This window comes from Methylobacterium sp. AC832 (genome assembly GCF_979256025.1).
Genome location: NZ_CEEDMV010000013.1, coordinates 31287 through 51878, shown reverse-complemented (window position 1 = coordinate 51878; position 20592 = coordinate 31287). Strand labels below are relative to the sequence as shown.

Sequence of the window (20592 nt, the reverse complement as noted above, 5' to 3'; positions counted from 1 at the left end):
GGGCGCATGAATCACGTTGCCCCTCGCCAAAGCCATCGCCTCGCCCCATCTCCCCCTGTGATCGGCGATCCTTGAGGCGAGCGTTCCATCACGCACGCCCCTATGAAGCCGGTGCGAGATGAGTTCGACCGCCGTCCGGCGATCGAGCTTCGCAACAGGCCAAGAGCTGGTTTCCTGAAAGCCGGCCATGGAGGATATCACCACGTGACGCGCATCTCTCCGACCTTGCTTGCCTCCTTCGCCGCCCTGAGCCTCGGTACCGGTGCGTTCGCCCAGGATGGCAATTCCGGAACGCCTCAGCCGAGGATCGGAGGCGAGTCCTTCGCGGCGCCCCAGCACGAGGCCAAGGGGGGAGAGCCCGCCGAAACGGAACCCGCCAACACCACCTACAAGCCCCTGCTTCCCAACCAGACCCGTGCGCCGAAGCCCCTCGAGGCCACCAAGGTGCAGAGCGCCGTCGTCGCCAAGGGCCTCGACAGCGCCTGGGCCATGGAGTTCCTGCCGGATGGCCGCATGCTGGTCACGGAGAAAGCCGGCAAGCTGCGCATCGTCGCCAAGGACGGCACGCTCGGCCAGCCCATCGCCGGCGTTCCGAAGGTGGACGCGCGAGGCCAGGGCGGCCTCCTCGACGTGGCGCTGAGCCCGAGCTTCGTCTCCGACCGTCTCATCTATTTCAGCTATTCCGAGCCGCGCGATAAGGGCAACGGAACGACGGTGGCCCGCGCCAAGCTGATCGAGGAGAAAGATGGCGGCCGTCTCGATGAGATGAAGGTCATCTTCCGCCAGACGCCGTCCTATGAGGGCGACAAGCATTTCGGCTCCCGCCTCGTCTTCGCGCCGGACGGCAAGCTGTTCGTCACCGTCGGCGAGCGCTCGGACAAGGGACCGCGCGTCCAGGCCCAGGACCTCACCAGCGGCCTCGGCAAGGTCTTCCGCATCGACACCGACGGCAATGCGCCGAAGGACAACCCGTTCACGGGTGGTGAGAAGGCCAAGCCCGAAATCTGGTCCTACGGGCACCGTAACGTGCAGTCCGCGGCCCTGGATGGGCAGGGACGCCTCTGGACCGTCGAACACGGGCCGCGCGGCGGCGACGAGCTCAATCGTCCCCGGCCCGGATTGAATTACGGCTGGCCGGAAGTGACCTACGGCATCGAGTATAGCGGCGAGAAGATCGGCGAAGGTAAGACCCAGGCGGGCGGTACGGTCCAGCCGGTCTATTACTGGGATCCGGTCATCGGCCCGTCCGGCATGGCGCTCTATAACGGCACCCTGTTCCCGGCCTGGAAGGATGCCTTCCTCGTCGGCGGCTTGGTGAGCGGCGGCATCGTCGCCTTGAAGCTCGACGGCGACAAGGTGGTGACCGAGGAGCGCATCCCCCTCGATCACCGCATCCGCGACGTGAAGGTCGCCAGCGATGGGTCGGTCTATGCCGTGACGGACGGCCCGGACGGACAGATCCTCAAGCTCACGCCTTGATGCCGGGCTGAGCCGGACGATTCGACAGCGAGGCGAGCGCCGCCGAAATGGTGGGCTCGCCGAGATGGCGGATGACCGGCCCCGAGGTCCAGACCAGCAGCGCCTCGACGGGACGTCCCGGATAGATGTCCCGTAGGAGTGCCACATAGAGCGCGACCTGCGCCGCCTCGTCGCCCGGAACCGGGGCGCGATCAGGCGGTGGCCGGCTCGTCTTGAAATCCGCGAGCACGATCCTGTCGGGGCGGATGCTCAGGCGGTCGATCCGTCCGAAGACCGCCCGCTCTTCGCCGCCGACGCTGACGCGTCCCGAGACCGCGACTTCAGCCCTCGCATCGCTGGCGAAGAGTGCCTCCAGGGCAGGATCCTCCACCAGTCGCAGGACGTCCCTCACCAACCTTTCCTGTTCCGCCACCGAAAGGGACGGCGCCCGTGCCTTGACGAAGGCGGAGGCAGCGCTCGCTCGCTGATGCCGCTCGAGGCGGGGAAGGTGTTCGATCAGCGAGTGAATGAGGATACCGCGGCGGCGGGCATGCGGGTTCGCCTGCCGACGCGGCAGCGTGCGCTGCCCATCCGCGGCTCCGAGTGCCCCGGAGGGATTGAGCGGCGGCGCGACCTCGACCTCGCTGCGCGCCACTTGCCGCAACCATGGGGGAATCGACGAGATCGCCTCGTCGTTTGCGGAAGACCGGGCGGCGACGGGTTCCGCTGTGCCCTCGCGCCACAGGAGCGCGGGCCCATAAGCCGTCTCGATGGATTCGCCTGCCCCCAGGACCTGTTCCAACCCCTTCCGCACCATCTCGCACCAGGCATTCTCGCCCTGCTCCTCGTGGCCGCGATAGGGCGCGATGGTGAGGCGGTCCGCGGCGCGGGTCAGGGCCACATAGAGGAGACGGTTGTGCTCCTCGCGGGCACGGGCCTGATGCTCCGCACGGGCGGCGGCGACGGCCTGCGTATCCTGCGACTTCGACCCGGCCCAGACCGGCGGCAGGGCTTGGCCGCGCACGCCCGGCATGGCGAGGAGTTGCGGATCGTTGCGCCCGAGCGGCTCGCATCCGTCGATCATCACCACGACGGGTGCTTCGAGCCCCTTGGCGCCGTGGATCGTCATCACCCGGACCTCGTTGCGGCCGGATTCGAGGTCGCGCTTGACGGTGAGGCCGTTGACGCCGCGCCCCGGAGTGATGTCGTAACGGGTGAGGAAGCAATCGAGGGACGGAGCCTCGGATGCCTGCTCGGCCTCGGCCGCCTTCATCAGGAACACGTCGATGGCGTCCCCTGCCTCGCCACCGAGGCGGGATACCAGCCGCATCCGTCCTTCATGCGGCCCGAGCAGGCTCGCGTAGAACCCGAACGGCCCGTGCCGGGCCGCCAGGTCGATCCACAATGTGAGGGCTGCATGCCCGCGTCTCGCGGCCGGATCGCCCGCTTCGGCGTGGCGGGCCAGGGCATCCTCGAGCGTCTCCGCCTCCCCGCGGCCGGCGGCGATGCGAACGAGGTCGTCGTCGTCGAGCCCGACCAGCGGCGTCTTCAGGGCGCCGGCCAGGGTGAGATCGTCGGCCGGCAGCAACCCCGCCCGGCCGATGGAGACGAGGTCGTTCACCGCGATATGGGCGGTGATGTCCAGGCGGTCCTGGCCCGCCACGGGCACACCGCAGAGCTTCAGGGCGCGGATCACCTCCTCGAACGCCGCCGAGCGCTTCCGCACCAGGACGAGCACGTCCCCGGGGCGCCAGACGCGGCCGCCCTCGTCCCCGGTCGTGGTCCAGGCCTTCACCGCCCGCGCCACCCGGCGGGCGGTGACGATGGACGGCGCGTTGGCCTCTGTCGCGTCCACCGGTGCCGCCCAGGCATCGGGCTCCTCTTCCTCGGCGGGCACTTCGACGGGCCAGATCTCCACCACCCCCGGCGCCTCCCGCCGGGCCGTCTCATGCGTGGTGCCCACGGCGGCATCGTCGAAGGACAGGCCCTGGTAATGCTCGGGAACGGCGAAGGTGGCGTCCACCGCGCGGAGAATGCCTTTCGTCGAGCGGAACGACAGGTTCAGCGTCACGTCCTCGAAGGGCAGACCGGCCTGCTCGGAGGCCGTGCGCCATTCACGATGCACGGTCGAGAATTCGCGTGGTTCGGCGCCCTGGAAACTGTAGATTGATTGCTTGGGGTCACCCACCGCGAAACGGGTGCGAAGAACCTCGCGGGCGCCCTCGCCGCTGGCGAAATCGGCGGTGATGCGGCGCAGGATATCCCATTGGCGCGGATTGGTGTCCTGCGCCTCGTCCACGAGGACGTGGTCGATGCCGCGATCGAGCTTGTACAGGACCCAGGTCGCATCGACCCGCGAGAGCAGATCGAGGGCCTTGTGGATGAGGTCGTCGAAATCGAGGGCGCCGAGCCGCGCCTTCTGGCTCTCCACCCTGCGGTGGATCTCCGAGGCCAGGACGAACAGGGCCTGTGTCCGCTCCAGCGCCCGCGCCGCGCGCAGCGTATCGAAGAGCGGGTCGAGCCTGTCCCGCTCGGCGAGAAGGGCCTCCTTGACCTCGGCGGGGACATCCTTGGTGCCGAGGCTCTTGTCGGCTTTGGGCGTCCCCTTCTCGGTGAAGAAGACCGAACGGTAGAGATCGAGCTTCTCGATCGGGTCCTTCGCCGTCTCGGCGGCCACGAGCTTGTCGGCCAGCCCCTCATCGGTGGATTTTCCCGTGCGCAAGCGCTGCGCGAGCTCGCTCCACTGGTCGAGCCCACCGGTGAGCATCCGTTCCAGGATCGCTTCCGCGGTGTCGGCGGCGCGCAGGCCCAGGGCCTCGGACAAGGCCGCGACCGGCGCGGCGAGCCCGTCGGATCCGTCGAACAGGGACCGCGCCCGCATCGCCGCGCGCAGGACCGAGCGGAGGGTGTCGCCCGTGGCCTCCGGCCCGACGCGGTCCCAGGCCGCACGGAGTTCGGGGTTCCTCGCCGTCATCGCCAGGGCGAGCACCCTGTCGGTCTCGGCGGCGAACATGTCGGAGGCCTGGTTCTCGTCCAGCACCTGGAAACGGGCGGGGACGTTGGCCTCGAACGGGAACATGTGCAGCAGACGCTCGCACAGGGCGTGCAGCGTCTCGATCTTGAGGCCGCCCGGCGTTTCGACGGCACGGGCGAACAGGCGCCGCGCCACTTTCAGCAGGCGGCGGGCGGGCGGTTTGCCGGTCAGTTCGGTGAGTTCGGCCGTCAGCGCGGCATCGTCGAGGGTGACCCAACGCCCGAGGGTGCGGAACACCCGGATCGACATGTTCGCGGCGGCGGCCTTGGTGAAGGTGAGACACAGGATGCGTGCCGGCGGCGCGCCGTTCAGCAGGAGTCTCACGACGCGGTCGGTGAGAACCTTGGTCTTTCCCGCCCCCGCATTGGCGGAGACCCAGGCCGAGGCCAGGGGATCGGCGGCGCGGCGCTGGCTCGCCTTGGTGAGATCGTCGACGACGAAGGGCAACCTGTCTGCTCCGGGCTTGGCTCCCTCTCTCCATAGAGAAGGATGATCGCCCCGCCAAAGCACCCTATGTTCGGCGGGACGATTCTTTCAGGGCACCCCGTTCATGCACAGCCACAGCATCGAGACTTGGCGGCACCGCCACGATTTCCTCGGGACATCGCATGCGCGCAACGAGCGCCGGACCGTCCTCGTCGTCGGCCTCACCCTGGCGATGATGGTCGCCGAGATCGTGGGCGGGACGATCTTCGGCTCGATGGCCCTCACCGCCGACGGCTGGCACATGTCCACCCACGCGGCGGCGCTCGGTATCGCCGCCCTGGCCTATCGCTTCGCCCGTCTTCATGCCGACGACCCGCGCTTCGCCTTCGGCACCGCCAAGCTCGGGGATTTGTCCGCCTTCGCCAGTGCCATCATCCTCGCCATGATCGCGCTGGCCATCGGCTACGAGAGTCTCACTCGCCTCGGCAATCCTCAGGCCATCGCCTTCGGCGAAGCCCTGCCGATCGCGATCCTCGGCCTCCTCGTGAACCTCGCAAGCGCCTGGCTGCTTCACGGCGACGGGCACGACCACGGACATCACCACGATCACGATCACGGCCACGCCCATCACGAGGGGCACGGCCATCACGAGGGGCACGCCCATCACGAGGGGCACGGCCATGCCGATCACGGGGACACCAATTTACGCGCGGCCTATGTCCACGTCCTGGCCGATGCGCTGACATCGGTGCTGGCCATCGCCGCCCTGCTGGCGGGTCGCTATCTCGGCATCGCCTGGCTCGATCCGGCCATGGGCCTGGTCGGCGCGGCGGTGATCGTCGCATGGTCCTGGAGCCTGATCCGCTCCGCCGGCGCGACATTGCTCGATGCGGTGCCGGACCGGAATCTCGCCCACTCCGTGCGGACGCGGCTGGAAACGAACGGCGACACGATCACCGACCTCCACCTCTGGCGCCTCGGCCCTGGCCATACCGGGCTGATCGTCTCGCTGGTGTCCGACCACCCGCAGGCACCGGCGGCGTACAAGGCGAAGCTCGCCGATCTGGAAGGCCTCTCGCACATCACCGTGGAGGCGAATCTCTGCCCGAACCATGGGGCGGAACAGATTCGCGCTTAGGCTCACTTCCCGCGATTCGCGGATTTCCTCGGGCAGGACATCAAAGCACCCTCGATCGTCTCGGGTCCGCATTCTCGGGAAGGAAGGACGTCCTCACCCCTCGCCTTCCCCGGCCAGCGACCATTCCAGCACGCGGGCGAGGTGGTCGTAATCGCCGTAGGACCTGGCATATTTCGGGTAGGGCCGTGAGACATAGGCCGCCTCCCCCGCCATGAAGCGGGCGACGAGACCGCGAAACCGCCGCTCATGCTCCTCGACGATGGCGTCCAGGGTGCGCGGGTCGCCGCGCGGCGGCTTGACGGCGAGCGGCTCGAACGGCTTCCGGCCGCCAGTGGCATGGACATAGAGCAGATCCGGCGTCTCACGAGTCCGCGTCACGCCGTCGAACGCGCCGGCCTTCAGCATCGCCGCTTCCAGGGTGAGCTGGGGTGAGAAACCGGCGAAGACCTCTTTGTTGCTCGGCGGCTGTCCGGTCTTGAAATCGACGATACAGGCGGTTCCGTCGCGACGCTGCTCGATCCGGTCGGCCCGCCCGCGAAGCGTGAACGTGTCCTTGCCCATGGGGAGCGCCCAACGGCCGAACATTTCGGCCCGCACCCGGTCCAGGGCCGGACGGCGCTCGGTCTCCCAGTCCAGGAACTCGGCGGCGAGGCGCTCGTAGCGCGGCCACCATTCGGCGTAGAGTTCCGGGAAGTCCTGCCGAATCTCGGCGAATTCGTCATCGGCGAGGGCGTGCAGACGCTCGGCCGCGTCCTCCGGCAGGATGTCGGGATAGGTCTGCGCGAAATCGCCGAGGACCGCGTGGATCAGCGTTCCGCGCTCGCTGGCGCCGGGGCGGCCGGCAACGGGTTCCAGCGGATCGAGCCCGAGCACGTGCCGGGCGAAGATGATGTAGGGGTCGCGCACCAGCGTCTCGACCTCGGTGACGCTGAGGCTCCGGGGGAACAGGGCCGGGTCGGGCTTCGGCTTCGGCTGGGTCAGGCGCGGGGGGACTGGCCCCTCCCCGCGGTCGAGCGCTCCGGCATAGCCGAGGAAGCGCCGGCCATTCTCGCGGGCACGGTCCCAGCAGGCCTCGCCGGCGAAGGCCTGAAGCCGTTGGATGAAGCGCGACGGCACCGTCGGCGCCCCTTCGCGCTTGGCCGAGCGGGTGATGACGGCATCGTGGCAGCCGAGCGCCTGCACGAAATCATGGGCGGTCTGCCCGATCCGCCGCTCGGGCGGATTGAGGCCGATGCGCTCGCGCATGGGCCGGTTGAGGAACGCATCGGTGACCGTCTTCATCGGCCAGACGCCTTCGTCGAGCCCGCCGAGAACGATGCGGTCGGCATCGAGCAGCCGGGCTTCGAGGAGGCCGAGGATGCGCAGGCGCGGATGGGGGCGCTCTCCGCCACAGGCCACCACCCGCTCGCGCGCCAACGCCGTGAAGAAAGCCGGATAGTCGAGGGGCATTCCCGGCAGGAGGCCGGGCTCCGAGGTGGACAGGTCGTCGAACAGGGTATCGAGGACACAGAGCGAGTTGTCCTCCACGGGGTCCTCGCCCTCGGGCCGGGCGATCAGGCGTTCGAACACCGCCGCATGGCTGCGCCCCAGGGCCACCAGATCGGCGCTCCCCTCCTCCTCTGAGCGAAGGAATCCATCGAACGCCTGTTCGAGGCCGTCGACGATCCGGGCCGCCAGGTCCCAATCGATGTCGGTGAGGCGGCGCTGGGCGCGGGGGATGCGTCCCGTCGCCTTTCGCCGGTCGGCGAGCACACGACGCAAGCCGTCGAATCCCGGAGCCGGTGCCGGCCCTCGCAGGGCTCCGATCTCGAGGGCGGCCGCGCCGCGCCGGACCTCGTCCCGCGTCATCGACAGGTGGACCAGCGGATGGGCCAGGAGTGAGATCACTCGATGCGGCTTCAAATCCGCCACCATCTCGGCCGCCATGCGCGCCAGACGCCCGGCCGGGCTGACGGAGAGCGCCTCGCCGGCCGAATCCTCGGCGACGATCCCCCAGCGCGCGAGTTCGGCCGCCACCCGTATGGCGAGGTTGCGGTCGGGGGTGACGAGGGCGGCGGTGGCGCCGGGCGTCTCCAACGTCTCGCGCAGCGCGATGGCGGCGGCCAGGGCTTCTTCGCGCTCGTCGGCCGCCTCGATCACCGAGATGCCCGCCATGCCGGTCTCGGCGGTCTCGCGCCGCTCATCGGCGGTGAGGTCCGACCAGGCATCGGTGGTCTCGGCCGGGCGCAGGGCCTGGGACAGCAGGGCCGTGCGTGCTTGGCCTTGTGGCGTCGCTTGTCCGAGAGAGGCGATCGCGCCCCGGTCGAGATCGAGGCAGCCGGGGCCGAGGAGGCGATGCAGGATGGCCTGGGGATGGCCGTGGGCGATCTCACGCTCCGCCCCCTCCCCCGTCTCGATGGCGTTCCAGCCCGACTCGTCGAGATCGAGATCGAGCCCAGGCAGCACCACCGCGCCCCTAGGTAGCGCGGCGACGGCGGCGATCAGCTTGGCTGTCGCCGGCACCGACCCTGTGGAGCCAGCGATGATGACCGGGTCCGCGGGCTTGTCGCGCCGCAGCCGCGTCGCCTCCGCGAGGATGAGGGTGCGCGAGCGGGCCACCGGATCGCTCAAGGCGCGGTCGTGCAGGATCTTGGGCCAGTTCTCGGCTGCGATACGCACGAAATCCAGGGTCAGGCCGAAATATTGCGAGTACTCGGCCTCCACCGCCCCGGCGATCTCGGTCCAGGGCACACCCTCCACGGTGAGGGCGTCCATCAGCTTTTCGAGATCCGAGGCGAGATAGACCGCATCCGCCGGCGAGGAGGGGACGACGAAGGGGACATCGTCGCCCATGGGGAGAAGCTTGCGATCGATGGTCTCGGCCCAGGCCTGGACGAGGCGGGCGAGAATCAGCCGGCGCTCCAGGGGCGGCATCGCCGGGGCGAGCTGGTCGGCGCCGTCTTCCAGCAAGGGATTCGCGGCGACGTCGAGTTCGGCCTCGTCCGCCTCGCCCAAAGGGATCAGGCGTGGCAGTAGCGCGCTGCCGACCCGCTCCGCCAGGATCGCGGAGAGTGCCCGCGTGGCGCGTCGCGTGGGGAGATAGAGGGTGACGCTGGCCAGCGCGAAGGGATCGCCGGAGACATTCCCCACGAGCTGACCGGACAACAGCGCCTCGGCGAGGGTCGGCAGGAAAGGGGCGCTGGGCGGGATCGTGAAGACGTGGGACTCTGTCATTCCGTCAGTCCGATCGGTTCGCGTCACTGTACCTGCGCGCTCGCCTTCACCCGCGCCTCGGCGGCCTCGATCGCCTCCGGGGTTCCGACATGGAGCCATTGGCCGTCGAGGCGCAGGCCGAACAGCCGCTCCCTCTCGATGGCGCGGTCGAACAGCAGGTTGAGGGAGAACGAACCTTCCGGCGTGTCGGCGAAGAGCTCCGGCTTGAGGATGGCGACACCGGCATAGATGAAGGGCGCTACCTCGCGCTCGCCGCGACGCTGGAGCGCGCCACCGGCATTCATCACGAAATCACCCTTGCCCTCGTAGCCGAGGCTCGTCGCCGTCGGCGCGACGAGGAGCAGGATGTCCATCCGCTCCGGCTCCCAGGTTTCGAGGAGACGGCCGAGATTGGGCTTGGGCCCTTCGAGCCAGAACGAATCCGAATTGAGCACGACGAAGGGAGCGGCGCCGAGTAGCGGCAGCGCCTTCTTCACACCGCCTCCGGTCTCGAGCAGCGCCTCGCGCTCGTCGGAGATCCGGATCGCCGGAGCGGTGCGGCGGCGGGCCAGGTGCCCTTCGAGCAGGTCGGCGAGGTAGTGGACGTTGACCACCGCATCCATGATGCCGGCTTCCGCCGCCCTGTCCAACGCGTGGTCGAGCAGGGCGCGGCCGGCCACTTCGACCAGCGGTTTGGGCACCGTCGCAGTGATCGGACGCATGCGTTTGCCGAGGCCGGCGGCGAGGACGAAGGCCTGATGGATGGCGGGCACGGGGCTGTCGGACATTCCGTCGGCGTCTCGGGCGCGAGGGCTGTGGCATCGTCCCGGATGGGACATCCGGGGCGATGATCGCGAAGCACCAGCGGGTGCGGCGGCATCGTGGGGAACTCGCTCCCCGGGTCAAGCCCGAAAGCGCGGCCCCGCCAGCCCGGCTATCGGGCGGGAGCTACGTCAGGCCTCGCCTTCGTCCGGAGCCGCCTCGCTCACGAGATGCGGCAGGTGCTCCTGGTGCCAGAGGCGCAGGCGGGTGAGCGCCGGATGGGCGAGATTGCGGGCGAGATAGCCCTCGATCCGCGGCAGATGCGCCAGATAGGCCGGCTTGCCGTCCCGCTTGTCGAGGCGGGCGAAGATGCCAAGGATCTTGGTGGCGCGCTGCGCCGCCATCACCGCATAGGCCCGCGCGAAACCCTGCATGTCGAAATCGGGCTCGCGGTTGCGCCGCTCGCGCACATAGAGGCCGAGCAGGCGCAGCTCGAAATCCGCCGTGGCGTCGACGCGGGCGTCCTGTAGCAGAGAGGCGAGATCGTAGGCCGGGTGGCCGAGGACGGCATCCTGGAAGTCGATGACGCCGATGCGCTCCAGCCCCTCGCGGTCGGGCAGCCAGATCAGGTTCGGCGAATGATAGTCGCGCAGGGTCCAGGTCGGACGCTCCGGCTCGACCCCGCGCAGGACCTCGGCCCAGAGCGCCACGAATTCGGAGCGGGCGGGCGTGGGCAGCGAGGCACCCCGCACCGAGGGGCAGTACCAGTCCGGCAGGAGTTCGGTTTCGAACAGCAGGGCTTCGAGATCGTAGGGCGGCAGGACGTGGTCGATGCCGTCGGCGACGGGGAGAACCCCGGGAAGCTCGGTGGCATGGAGCTTGGCCAAGAGGCGCACCGCCTCGGCGTAACGCTCGGGGCGCGGACCGTTGGCATCCACCACCGGTTCCGAGCCGAGATCCTCGATGATGAGCAGGCCTTCGTCGAGATCCTCGCCGTAGATGCGGGGCGCCGAGAAGCCGAGGGCGCGGAGGCCACGGTCGACGCCGACGAAGGCGTGGACGCTCTCGGCGAGCTTGACGATGGCACTGTAGGGCTTGCCGTTGCGCACCGGCGGGCCATCGGGCCGGGCCGGGGAAATCATCAGCACGGCCTTGGTCCCGTCCGGCTTCACCAGACGCTCATAGAGCCGGGAGGACGCATCACCCTGCATGAGGATGCGTTCCGCCTCGTCCCAACCGCTGCGGTCGAGCAAAGCGCGCAGGGCGCGGGCGCGCTTCATGCGGGCGCGCATCTCGCCCTGGCCGTCGATGCGGGCCAAACGCGAGCCTTCCCCGAATTCCGGCCGCAGCGACAGGTCCACGGTCAGGATCGGGCCATCGCGCTGACCGAGGCGCTCGGGCCATTCCACGAGGGTGATCGCCGTATCGGTCATCTCGTCGAAGCCGAGCTCCACCAACTCGTCCGGACCGCGCAAGCGATAGAGGTCCGCATGGACGATCTGCCGGCCATTCTTCGCTTCGTAAGGCTGGATCAGGGTGAAGGTCGGGCTCGGCACTTCGAGTTCCGGATCGCCCGTGAGTTCGCGGATCAACGCCCGCGCCAGGGTGGTCTTGCCGCCACCGAGCCCTCCGGACAGCGCGACGATGTCGCCCGGCTGCAGGAATTCGGCGAGGAAGCGGCCGAGATCCTCGGTCGCGCCCTCGTCGGGAAGGACAAAGGCCCAGGCGGGTTTGGTCTCGCGCCGGGGCTCGCCCGAACCGTCCTCACTCACCGCCACATCCTCCGTCCGCGCCATTCGCTAGACCGCCGCGACGCCGGACCATGGAATGGCCGGGACGCAAGGCGGGCTGCTCATCTAACGCGGGCATCCTTAAACAAAATCGTCACGTACCCTAAGGGGTGCGACGCGTCCGGGCCAGCGGCGCAATCCGCGCGGCCGCGTTTTTACGAGGGATGACGCGGATGCGGCTACTCAGCCGCCGCGCGCTTGGGCTCCGGATTGTCCACGGGAAACGTGCAGGTCACGCGGGTGCCGCCGCCGGGCTTGGAGGCGAGCTCCACCCGGCCGCCGTGGAGCTCGACGAAGGAGCGCACGATGGAGAGGCCGAGGCCGACTCCGCGATGACGGGTTCCCAGCGTACGGCTCTCGAACCGGTCGAACACCCGCGCGGCGACGTCTTCCGGCATCCCGCGGCCCTCGTCGCGCACGGTGAGCGTGAGTTCCGACTCAGTCCGGCGAGCGGTGACCCGAACCAGTTGGCCGGGGGAGGAGAAACCGACGGCGTTCGAGAGCAGGTTGAACAGAATCTGCCGCACGCGCTTTCCGTCGGCGACGAAACTGCCGATGTCGTCGGGCATGTCGAGATCGAGGCTGATGGCGGATTCGGCGAGGCGATCCTCCAGGCCGCGAGTGGCCGCCTCTACGGTCGCCCGGACGTCGATGACTTCGCGGGCGAGTTCGAGCGAGCCGGCATCGATGGAGGCGAGATCGAGAATGTCGTTGATCATCACGAGCAACGCACCCGACGAGCGCATGATGTGGTCGGAATACTCGCGCTGGCGCTCGTTGAGCGCGCCCACGGTCTCGTCGCCGAGAAGCTGGGTAAAGCCGATGATGTTGGTGAGCGGCGAACGCAGCTCGTAGGAGACGTGGTGGACGAAGGTATCGCGGAGCTGCGAGGCCCGTTCCAGGGCATCGTTCTTGTCGGTCAGTGCCCGTTCCACGTTCACGCTGGCCGTGACGTCGATGAGCGTGAGCAGCGTCGCTCCCTCCGGCAGGGGCTGTGCGGCGCAATCCAGCACCGTGCCATCCACGATCTCCAGACGACAGGTGAGGCCCGCCCGGCTCTCGAGGCCGGTGATGGCGCCACGGATGTCGAGCCAGGGCTCCTCGTCCGGCGAGAGCCTCCGGCAGACCTCGATCACCGCATCCACGCGCGGACGCTCGCCCAGGGTCTCCTGATCCAGGCGCCACAATGTCGAGAAGGCGCGATTGGCGAAAGTCAGGCGTCCGTCCGCGCCGAACACCGCCACCGGTTCTTTCAGCGTGTCCAGCGTCTCGGCCTGGACACGCATCAGGGCGTTGTAGCGGGATTCGAGCTTCACGTTCTCGGAGACGTCGTCGAACAGGTAGGTCAGGCCACCTTGCGGGTTCGGGTCGGCGACGACGCGCAGCGAACGTCCGTCCGGCGGATGCCACCAGGTCTCACTGGCTTCGACGGCGCGGTAGGCAGCGAGCACGTCGGCCTTCCAGGCTCTGAAATCCGCCTGTTCGGGAAGCTTCCGGGCTGCCCGCAGATGGTCGAGGATCTCGCCGTCGAGGGGGCCGGAATCGAGGAACGCCTGATCGAGGCTCCAGAGTTGGCGATAGGCGGCGTTGTGGAAGATCAGTCGCTGGCGCGCATCGAACATCGCCACGGCGGTGGGAAGCTGGTCGAGGGTGCGGACATTGGCGTCCATCTGGCGCTGCAGGTCGGCGCGGACGCTCTCCAATTCGGAGACATCCACGGCGATTCCGACGCGGCCTGAATCGATGGCCGCCTCGGTGACATCGAGGATGCGGCGCCCGCCGGCCACCACCGCGGAGAGTCGCTTTGCCGCCCTGCCCCCGGACGCGGTGCGGTCGCCTTCACCGCGTGCGATGAGATCCCGCGCCTGACGGTCGAGCAATTCGATCCCCTCGGCGACCGCCGCCTCGCGGCTGCCGGCTTCGACGGCGGCGACATAAGCGGTGTTGACCCAGGCAAGGCCGCCGTCTCGGTTGCGCCGCCAGACCGGCTGGGGAATCGCGTCGAGCAGGTTCGCGAGGGCGGAGAGACCGCGCTTGGTCTCGTCGAGCGTTTCGCGCAATTCGGCGAGTTCGCGATGCTCCTCGGTGGTCTCGCGCAGGCGCAGCAGAGCGCGACCGGCCAGGGCCTGCCCGTGCGCGTCGACGATCCGCCCGGATTGGGCGCGGACGGTCATGCGGAACCCGGCGCCGCGTTCGCGCAGAGCGTCGAGAGACGCTTCGATGGCACCCGCATCCGCCGGCAGAAGCCATGTTCCGAAAGCCAGGATCAGCCCGGCGGGACCCGGTTTCACGCGGTTGCCGTCGAAGGCGAGGGTGAGGTCGCCCTCGATGACGGGCTCGCCACGCCCCGACCACGTGACGATGACCTGCCGCTCGGCACCGAGCAGCATCTCGGCCCGGTCTTCGGAGCTGCGCAGGGTGTCGAGATCGGCGATGAGTTCGCGCTCACGCCGGGTCCAGCGTCCGCGCTCGCGCAGGTGCAGCAGGGACAGGATCGTCGCGAAGATGATCAGGCCGATGAGGATCGCGAGGCCGGTGGCATTGTGCATGTGCAAGGGTAGGCCGATCACCCACGAGGATTGGTCGCCGACATAGCCGGCTCCGAGCGTCGCGGCGGTGGGCGACGGCATGGCCGTGCCCTCGCCGGACGCCGCCATGGCGTGACCGGCCACCATGACGCCCGCCGCCACACCGGCAGCGACAGAGACGACGGCAGCGCCGACACGCCCGTTCAGGCGTGCCGTTTCATCGACCCTCATGACACGTACCGCCCCTACGAACCGTCGCTGAGGCGCAGTTGCGCCCATCCCGCCAGACGCCCGAAAGGCGGCCGCGGGGTTACCTCCAGATGAGGAATCACCCCACACTAGCGCGAGCCGGAATCCTGCCGGAAGAGGGTTAAGCTTATCTTCACCATGTCGCCGATCGGTTGCCCGGCCATCGGCGCAGAAAGGACACACTTGTGCCGCGGGTGCGCCATGGCCGCTGCGGAAAAAAAAATGCCCGGCGCTAAGCCGGGCTTTCTTCGATGTCGCTCACAAGGGCCCGGCAGCGCCGGTTCCCGGAAGCGGTGTCAGTAGCGGTAATGGTCGGGCTTGAACGGGCCGTTCTCGGAGACGCCGATATAGGCGGCCTGGTCGGGGCGGAGCTTCGAGAGCTTCACGCCGATCTTCTCGAGGTGGAGCATGGCGACCTTCTCGTCGAGGGCCTTCGGCAGGGTGTAGACCTGTTTCTCGTACTTGCCGGGGTTGGTCCAGAGCTCGATCTGGGCCAGCGTCTGGTTGGTGAACGAGGCCGACATCACGAAGGACGGATGGCCCGTGGCGTTGCCGAGATTCACCAGGCGACCCTCCGACAGGAGGATGATGCGGTGGCCGTCGGGGAAGGTGATCTCGTCCACCTGCGGCTTGATGTTCGACCATTGCATGTTCTTCAGGCCGGCGACCTGAATCTCGTTGTCGAAATGGCCGATGTTGCAGACGATCGCCCGGTCCTTCATCGCCCGCATGTGGTCGAGGGTGATGATGTCCTTGTTGCCGGTCGCCGTCACGAAGATGTCGGCGCGGGGCGCGGCATCTTCCATCGTCACGACCTCATAGCCTTCCATGGCGGCCTGGAGGGCGCAGATCGGATCGACTTCCGAGACCAGCACGCGGCAGCCGGCATGGCGCAGCGAAGAGGCCGAGCCCTTGCCGACATCGCCGAAGCCCGCGACCATGGCGACCTTGCCGGCCATCATCACGTCGGTGCCGCGGCGGATGCCGTCGACCAGCGATTCGCGGCAGCCATAGAGGTTGTCGAACTTCGACTTGGTGACGGCGTCGTTCACGTTGATCGCCGGGAAGAGCAGCTTGCCCTCCTTGGCGAGATTGTAGAGGCGGTGCACGCCCGTGGTGGTCTCTTCCGAGACGCCCTTGATCGAATCGGCGAGGCCGGCGAACCAGCCCTTGGGCTTCTCGGCGAGCTTCTTCTTCAGGAGCGCGAAGAAGATCTCTTCCTCTTCCGACTCGGGCTTGTCGAGGAAGGCGGTGTCGCCGTTCTCGGCGCGGAGGCCGAGATGCACGAACATCGTAGCATCGCCGCCATCGTCGAGGATCATGTTCGGCATCGAGCCGTCATGCCAGTCGAACAACTTGGAGGTGTAATCCCAGTACTCGGTGAGCGTCTCGCCCTTGATGGCGAAGACCGGGATGCCGGCGGCCGCGATGGCGGCGGCGGCATGGTCCTGCGTCGAGTAGATGTTGCACGAGACCCAGCGGATGTCGGCGCCGAGCGCCTTCAGGGTCTCGATCAGCACGGCCGTCTGGATCGTCATGTGCAGCGAGCCGGCGATCTTCGCGCCCTTCAGCGGCTGCGACGGACCGTATTCCTCGCGCGTCGCCATCAGGCCCGGCATCTCGGTCTCGGCGATGGAAATTTCCTTGCGGCCATAATCGGCCAGACCGATGTCCTTGACGATGTAATCCTGGGCCATGGGGTCGCTTCTCCGTTTCTCGCGTCGTTATGGCGAGGCCTATAGCAGGCGAACCGGCGCGAGGCAATCAAGACATAAAGATGTCTTTATACGTGTTCCAGGCTGCGTCGGTTTGGGATTGGGATAGCGGGACGGGAGGGAAAGAGCGGATGGGACGCTTCACCGACGAGATGCGCGCGCGCCTGCCGGCCGGCTTCACGCTGCCGCCGGAGATCGCCTCGCTGTTCGACTGGATCGAGGAGCGGGGCCTTCTGCACGAAAGCCAGCGTGTGACCGGCGACAGGTTCGGGACGCTTCAGCCGCTGGAGGCGCCTTACCGCGGCGCGGTCGTTCTGATCCGAGTCGAGCGTGAGGCTGAGGCCCGCTCCTATGCCGAGGGCTGGTTCGGAAACCCGGACACTGCCGCGCGCCTGATCCCCTTCGCCCGGACCGGCGCGGACGGTTCCTACGCGGCTTTCTGGCTCGATGACGACGGATATCAGCGCATCGTCCATCTCGGTTCAGAGGGAGATGGTCTCTGCGTGCTCGGACGGACCCCGCTCGATTTCCTGCGGCTTCTGGCCATCGGGCACAACGAGTTGGGGACCGGGCTCGCGCATCCCGAGGCGGAGCCGGAGGACGAACCGGATTACGAGATGGAGGTCGACAACCCGCCCTTCCGAGATTGGCTGACGACCACCTACGGCGTGACGATACCCAGGACGGTCTCGGAGATCGTGCCGACACCGCCGGACAGTTTCGCCAAGGCGAGCGACGACCCGTTCTGGCAATGGGTTCGCCGATTGCAGGAAGCCAGGAACGGGGCCGCCCCGCCCAGCCCCTGATTCGCCCTGAGGCCTGCCTCATCTCAGGCTGCCTGACGGGGCTCCTCCACGAGTTCGTCGGCGGGGCCGAAGAACTCGAACCGCACTCGCTCGGCCGGAACGCCGTGCCGGGCGAGACCGTGGACGAGGGAGGCGAGGAACGGCTTGGGGCCGCACAGATAGTAGGTCGCCTCGGTGAGCGGAGTCTCCCGTGCCAGCCAATCCGCCGTGATCAGGCCGTCGGCATCGTAATCGATGCCCTGGCGGTCTCCGTCCTCCGGCACGGCGTAGAACGTCCGGACCTCGATGTTCGGCGCTCGGGCCGCCAAGCCACGGACATGCTCGCGCATCGCATGGAAACGCCCGCTGATGGAGCCGTGGACGTACCAGACCGGCCGGTCGGCCCCTGTTTCGACCAGCGTTTCCAGCATACTCAGCATCGGCGTGAGGCCGACACCGCCGCTTACGAGGACGACGGGGGCGGTCGTCGAACGGTCGAGGAAGAAATCGCCGGCGGGAGGCGCCAAGCGCAGGGCAGTGCCTGGCTTTGCCTCCGCATGCAGCCAGTTGGAGACGATCCCGGCCGGTTCGCCCGGCCGCTCCTCACGCTTGACCGTGATGCGGTAGGCCCGGTCGTTCGGCGCACAGGAGATCGAGTAGTTGCGCTTGAGCACGCCCTGGCCGGGCAGGTCGATGAGCATACCGAGATACTGGCCGGGCTCGTGACGCAGGACCGGCCCGCCATCGCGCGGCGCCAGCACGAATGAACGGATCGTCTCGCTCTCCTCTGTCACCGATTCGACGACGAAGTCCCGCCAGCCGTTCCAGCCACCGGGCTTGTGCGCGAGATCGCGCGCGATCTCCGCCTCGCGGCCGATCAGGATATGCGCCAGGAACCAGTAGGCCTCCCCCCATGCGGCGCAGATCTCGGCGGTGGCCGCATCGCCGAGCACGTCCTGGATCGCACCGAGGAGCGCATCCGCCACGAAGGGATAATGTTCCGGCAGGATGTTCAGGGCGACATGCTTCTGGGCGATCCGCTCGACCGCGCCACTCAGCGCGCCGAGATCGTCGATGTGGCGCGCATAGGCGAGCACCGCCAGGGCCAGCGCCTTCGGCTGCGAACCGGTCTCGCCGTGATGCGACTGGTTGAACAGGTCGCGCATCGCCTCGTCCCGGAACAGGCGCTCGTACATCCGCTTCGTGATGGTGAGTCCATGGGCTTCGAGGGCCGGAACGGTGGCCTTGATGAGAGCGATGGTGGCGGGCGTCAGGGGCTGGGACAAAGACAGGCTCCAAAGGTTCATTTCATATGAACCTTATCGCCGATGTGTTTTAGAAGATGCAAGCGGAATGTATCTTTAAAACCCTGTAGGAGGGTTGAATGCGCCTCACCCGCTACACCGACTACGCCCTGCGCACCTTGATCTATCTTGGGCTGAACGAGAGCCGGGTGAGTTCGATCGCCGAGATCGCGCGCGCCTACGGGATCTCGGAGAGCCATCTCACGAAGGTGGTGCATCAGCTCGGCCGGATCGGCCTCGTCCAGACCACGCGCGGTCGCGGCGGCGGCCTGCGGCTCGCCCGTCCCCCCGCCGAGATCGTGGTCGGCGCCGTGGTGCGGCAGACGGAAGAGGATCTGGCCCTCGTCGAATGCTTCGCGAACGGGGCCTGCGCGATCACCCCGTCCTGCCGCCTCCGGAAGGCGCTGGGCGAGGCCCTCGCCGCCTTCCTCGAGGTGCTGGACCGGTACACGCTGGCCGATCTTCTCGCGGAGGGCGCCGCGCCCGATCTCGCCTTCCTCCTCGGCCTGCCAGCGCCGGGCGTGATTGCGCCACCGACGATCGAAGCGACCGCGCCGGTCCCTCCTGAGCGCGGTCGATGAGCCTCAGCCCTCGTCGCGCAACTGCCGCCGGATGATCTTGCCCGAAGTCGTCATCGGCAGGGACTCGCGGAACGCGATCTCGCGCGGATATTCGTGGGCCGAGAGACGCGAGCGGACGAAGGCCCTGATCTCGTCGGCCAGGGCGTCGCTCGCGACGAACCCTTCACGCAGGACCACGAAAGCCTTGACGATTTCGGTGCGGAGCGGGTCCGGCTTGCCCACCGCCGCCGCGGAGGCGACGGCCGGATGGCGCAGGAGGCAATCCTCGATCTCCACCGGGCCGATGCGGTAGGCCGCCGAGGTGATGAGGTCGTCCTCGCGGCCGATGAAATGGACGTAGCCGTCCGCATCCCGCCGGGCGGTGTCCCCGGTGAGCATCCATTCCCCGCGAAACTTCGCGGCGGTGGCTTCGGGCTGGTTCCAGTAGCCGAGGAACATCACCGGGTCGGGCCGGGCGACGCAGATCTCGCCGGGCTCGTCCACCGCCGTCTCGCTGCCGTCGGCGCGCTGGATCATCACCCGGTGGCCGGGCACCGGCCTGCCGGTGGAGCCGGCCCGTGCGATGCCGGCGGTCTTGCAGGAGGCGAGGACGAGGTTGCACTCGGTCTGGCCATAGGCCTCGCCGATGGTGAGGCCGAGTTCGCCACGGACCCATTCGAAGGTCTCGGGCCCCAGCGCCTCGCCGGCCGAGGCGATGTTGCGCAGGCGGGAGAGGTCGAAGCGTCCGCGCGGGTCGGGCACGCCGCGCAGCATCCGGAGGGCGGTGGGCGGCAAAAAGGTTGTGGTGATGCCGAGTTCGGCGATGAGCGCCAGGGCCGTCTCCGGCGCGAAGCGCGCGGTGGCCCGCGCCACCACCGGCACGCCGTGATGCAGGCTCGGCAGGACCGCGTTGAGGAGGCCGCCCGCCCAGGCCCAATCGGACGGCGTCCACATCAGGTCGCCGGGTTTGGGGGGGAAGTCGTGCATCATGGCAAAGCCCGGCAGATGGCCGAGGAGCACGCGATGGGCGTGGAGCGCCCCCTTGGCGAGACCGGTCGTGCCGGACGTGTAGATCATCAGTGCCGGATCGTCGGCCCGGCTGTCGATGGCCGTGAAGCCGGCCAGGGCCGAGCCGATCAGGTCGGCATAGGCGTGCACGCCCTCGGCGGCACCGTCGAGGCAGATGAGATGGGCCAGAGCCGGGAGGGCATGGCGGATGCCCTCGATCTTCGCCAGTCCGGCCGCATCGGTGATGAGCGCGGCGGCGCCGGAATCCGACAGGCGGTATTCCAGCGCCTCTGGGCCGAACAGGCCCGCCAGCGGCAGGGCGATGGCGCCGAGCTTGTAGGCGGCGGCATGGGCGATCACGACGGCGGCCGATTGTGGCAGAAGCACCCCGATGCGGTCGCCGGGGCGCAGGCCGAGCCCGGCGAGGGCTTGCGCGAGGCGGTTCGACGCCTCGCGCAAGCCTCCGAATGTCGTCGTCGTCACCGCCCCCGACGACGAGACGTCGTGGATCGCCGCGCGTTCCGGCTCGATCCCGGCCCAGCGGTCGCAGACATCGACGCCGATATTGAACCGCTCGGGGATGTCCCAGGCGAAGCCCGACACCAGGGCATCGTAATCGGAAGCCGGTTTCAACACGGCGGAG

General features: G+C 68.4%; 12 protein-coding genes. 4 read left to right on the top strand and 8 right to left on the bottom strand.

Annotated elements, in window-relative coordinates; genetic code table 11:
• The first annotated feature begins 204 nt into the window (after window positions 1-204).
• On the top strand, window positions 205-1479 hold the full coding sequence (locus AC0IXR_RS24290) for a PQQ-dependent sugar dehydrogenase (protein WP_461228309.1): 1275 nt from the start codon (window positions 205-207) through the stop codon (window positions 1477-1479).
• On the opposite strand, the gene addA is transcribed toward AC0IXR_RS24290, so the two are convergent.
• Window positions 1469-4939 carry a double-strand break repair helicase AddA gene (gene addA / locus AC0IXR_RS24285; RefSeq protein WP_471762492.1) on the bottom strand — a complete coding sequence of 1157 codons (3471 nt, stop codon included), beginning with the start codon at window positions 4937-4939 and terminating at the stop codon, window positions 1469-1471. The genes AC0IXR_RS24290 and addA overlap by 11 nt on opposite strands.
• Window positions 4940-5042: 103 nt before the next feature.
• Here addA and dmeF point away from each other — a divergent pair, with 103 nt between their 5' ends.
• Entirely contained in the window at window positions 5043-6056 is a 1014-nt protein-coding gene (dmeF, locus tag AC0IXR_RS24280) for a CDF family Co(II)/Ni(II) efflux transporter DmeF (RefSeq protein WP_471762491.1), read from the top strand.
• A 93-nt stretch (window positions 6057-6149) separates the two neighbouring features.
• Here the strand turns inward: dmeF and addB are convergent, their stop codons facing one another.
• From addB to ahcY, 5 genes are all read right to left on the bottom strand, one after another.
• Window positions 6150-9269 (bottom strand): double-strand break repair protein AddB, encoded by a 3120-nt coding sequence (addB, locus tag AC0IXR_RS24275; protein WP_471762490.1) that lies wholly within the window; start codon window positions 9267-9269, stop codon window positions 6150-6152.
• 23 nt (window positions 9270-9292) lie between these two features.
• The gene (locus AC0IXR_RS24270) at window positions 9293-10036 is read right to left on the bottom strand and encodes a nucleotidyltransferase family protein (protein ID WP_056429086.1); all 744 of its coding nucleotides are present in this window, start codon (window positions 10034-10036) and stop codon (window positions 9293-9295) included.
• Window positions 10037-10201: 165 nt separating this feature from the next.
• Window positions 10202-11806: a tRNA (adenosine(37)-N6)-threonylcarbamoyltransferase complex ATPase subunit type 1 TsaE gene (gene tsaE, locus AC0IXR_RS24265; protein ID WP_311276673.1), complete on the bottom strand. Its 1605-nt coding sequence runs from the start codon at window positions 11804-11806 to the stop codon at window positions 10202-10204.
• 173 nt (window positions 11807-11979) lie between these two features.
• The gene (locus tag AC0IXR_RS24260) at window positions 11980-14559 is read right to left on the bottom strand and encodes an ATP-binding protein (RefSeq protein ID WP_461234343.1); all 2580 of its coding nucleotides are present in this window, start codon (window positions 14557-14559) and stop codon (window positions 11980-11982) included.
• A 314-nt stretch (window positions 14560-14873) separates the two neighbouring features.
• Window positions 14874-16274, bottom strand: coding sequence for an adenosylhomocysteinase (ahcY, locus tag AC0IXR_RS24255; RefSeq protein ID WP_207413157.1), 1401 nt, complete (start codon window positions 16272-16274; stop codon window positions 14874-14876).
• 149 nt (window positions 16275-16423) lie between these two features.
• Between ahcY and AC0IXR_RS24250 the strand changes: the two genes are divergently transcribed.
• Window positions 16424-17098, top strand: coding sequence for a hypothetical protein (locus tag AC0IXR_RS24250; protein WP_471762489.1), 675 nt, complete (start codon window positions 16424-16426; stop codon window positions 17096-17098).
• A gap of 23 nt (window positions 17099-17121) precedes the next feature.
• Here AC0IXR_RS24250 and hmpA read toward each other — a convergent pair whose 3' ends face one another.
• The gene (hmpA, locus tag AC0IXR_RS24245; protein WP_311276670.1) at window positions 17122-18363 is read right to left on the bottom strand and encodes an NO-inducible flavohemoprotein; all 1242 of its coding nucleotides are present in this window, start codon (window positions 18361-18363) and stop codon (window positions 17122-17124) included.
• A gap of 98 nt (window positions 18364-18461) precedes the next feature.
• Between hmpA and AC0IXR_RS24240 the strand changes: the two genes are divergently transcribed.
• Window positions 18462-18962, top strand: a complete 501-nt coding sequence (locus AC0IXR_RS24240) for an Rrf2 family transcriptional regulator (protein ID WP_056429073.1) — start codon at window positions 18462-18464, stop codon at window positions 18960-18962.
• Window positions 18963-18965: 3 nt separating this feature from the next.
• Here the strand turns inward: AC0IXR_RS24240 and AC0IXR_RS24235 are convergent, their stop codons facing one another.
• Window positions 18966-20585, bottom strand: a complete 1620-nt coding sequence (locus AC0IXR_RS24235) for an AMP-binding protein (protein ID WP_471762487.1) — start codon at window positions 20583-20585, stop codon at window positions 18966-18968.
• Window positions 20586-20592 lie beyond the last annotated feature (7 nt).

What these genes read in the sequence shown, in the direction of transcription:
- addB (WP_471762490.1), bottom strand. Translation starts at nt 9,269, where the DNA reads ATGACAGAGTCCCACGTCTTCACGATCCCGCCCAGCGCCCCTTTCCTG.
- AC0IXR_RS24240 (WP_056429073.1), top strand. Translation starts at nt 18,462, where the DNA reads ATGCGCCTCACCCGCTACACCGACTACGCCCTGCGCACCTTGATCTAT.
- dmeF (WP_471762491.1), top strand. Translation starts at nt 5,043, where the DNA reads ATGCACAGCCACAGCATCGAGACTTGGCGGCACCGCCACGATTTCCTC.
- AC0IXR_RS24260 (WP_461234343.1), bottom strand. Translation starts at nt 14,559, where the DNA reads ATGAGGGTCGATGAAACGGCACGCCTGAACGGGCGTGTCGGCGCTGCC.
- AC0IXR_RS24250 (WP_471762489.1), top strand. Translation starts at nt 16,424, where the DNA reads ATGGGACGCTTCACCGACGAGATGCGCGCGCGCCTGCCGGCCGGCTTC.
- ahcY (WP_207413157.1), bottom strand. Translation starts at nt 16,274, where the DNA reads ATGGCCCAGGATTACATCGTCAAGGACATCGGTCTGGCCGATTATGGC.
- tsaE (WP_311276673.1), bottom strand. Translation starts at nt 11,806, where the DNA reads ATGGCGCGGACGGAGGATGTGGCGGTGAGTGAGGACGGTTCGGGCGAG.
- AC0IXR_RS24270 (WP_056429086.1), bottom strand. Translation starts at nt 10,036, where the DNA reads ATGTCCGACAGCCCCGTGCCCGCCATCCATCAGGCCTTCGTCCTCGCC.